At 67.6% G+C, this 1,674-nt stretch carries 1 protein-coding gene; it reads right to left on the bottom strand.

Going from position 1 to position 1,674, the window contains the following annotated elements:
- Positions 1 to 1,642 (bottom strand): alkaline phosphatase (locus tag DBR12_RS18980; protein WP_108618676.1); only part of this gene is annotated, 1,642 nt, incomplete at its 3' end.
- Between the last annotated feature and the right edge of the window lie 32 nt (positions 1,643 to 1,674).

Here is a 1,674-nt window from a genome sequence, read left to right as displayed (position 1 = left end):
CTGCGCCCGCCACCACCTTGAGGGACTTGTCCGTACTGGCGGTGTAGCTGCGGCTAGTGATGGTGCTTACGTACACCCAGTCGGCCCGGCATTCGGTGGCCGTGGCGGTGACCACCATGTAGCCACGGCGCGAGGTGTCGCAGTATTGCAGCGGGCCAATCAGCTGTTCGAGCGCGCCTGCCAGCGTGGCGGGCTTTTCATTGGGCAGGTATTCCTCAAACCCTGGGGAGCTGACGGACGAAGTCGCGAACTCCACGCCCACGGCCTTGCCGTTCATGTCCTGCAGTTCGTTAGCCCAGGCGTTATGCGTGTCGCCTGACAGCACCACGAGGTTCTTGCCCAGGCTGCGCGAGGTGGCCAGTACCGTCTCGCGCGCGGCCTGGTAGCCATCCCAGGCGTCCAGGTTGTAGGGGATGGAGGGCTGCGCCAGGATGGCCCGCTCAGCGGGCGTGAGGCTGCTAGGGTTACTCTGCGCACGGGCCACCAGGGCCGCGTACTGGCTGACGCTGACGCCTGCGCCGGGCTGCAGGGTCTCCATGAGGATGGGCGCAGGGATGTTCATGCGGCCCATCAGCACCTGCTGGCCCAGCACCTGCCAGGTGGCGGTGGATGCCGTCATTTGCTGTTGCAGCCACTGCGTTTGCGTGGTGCCCAGCAGCTGGCGGCTGGCGCTGCCCACCGCTGCCGTGAAGCCTGCCGCATCAAAACCGCTGGCGGTAAAGAACTTGCTGTAGTCGAGCTGTTCGTCGCGGGCCACCACGCGGGTGTCGAGCATGTGCAGCGCCACCAGGTTGCCAAAGGCAAAGCTGCGGTAGATCAGCTCGGGCTGCGCGTTGCGGGTGGGCATCCACTCGTGGTAGGCCTGCATGGCGGCGGCCTTGCGGGCGCTGAAGCTGCCTTCGGTGGCGCTTTGGTGGTTCTCGGCCCCGTCGCGCCAGGTGTCGTTGGTGATCTCATGGTCGTCCCATACGGCAATCATGGGGGCGGCGGCGTGCAGGGCTTGCAGGTCGGCATCGGTCTTGTACTGCGCGTGGCGCTGGCGGTAGTCGGCCAGACTCACGATTTCAGTGGCGGGTGCGGACAGGCGGCCCATGGCGCCCGCGTTGGCCGATGCGTAGCCGCCCCGGCCGTATTCGTAGAGGTAGTCGCCCAGGTGCACGGTGGCATCCAGGTCGTTGCGCTTGGCCGCATCGGCGTACACGTTGAAGTAGCCCGCTGGGTAGTTGGCGCACGAGAACACTGCCAGCTTGACTTGCGCCACGCTGCCCGTGGGCAGGGTGCGCGTGCGCCCGGTCGTGGACGTGGCCGCATAGGCGCGAAAGCGGAAGTGGTACGCGGTGGCGGCCTTCAAGCCGGTGGCATCGACCTTGACGGTGAAGTCCTTGCTGGCGAGCGCTGTGGTCTGTCCCTGCGCCACGAGAGTGGTGAAGGTGCTGTCGGCGGCCACTTCCCAAGCGACCGGGATGTCGCTGGTGTGGCCTGCGGGCGGCGTCACGCGCGTCCACAGCATCACGCGGTCGGCCAGTGGGTCGCCGCTGGCAATGCCGTGGGCAAACTGCACGGCGGGCGCATCGTCGCTGCCGCCGCAGGCGGCCAGAGGCAGGGTGCCCAGGGCTGCGGCGGCCAGGCTCAGCTGGCGCACAAAATGGCGGCGGCTGGGGTGGGCTTCGACGG

This window comes from Acidovorax sp. HMWF029, assembly GCF_003060895.1.
GTDB lineage: Bacteria > Pseudomonadota > Gammaproteobacteria > Burkholderiales > Burkholderiaceae_C > Acidovorax.
The sequence above is the reverse complement of the archived record's forward strand: the minus strand, read 5'-3'. Positions and strand labels throughout refer to the sequence as shown.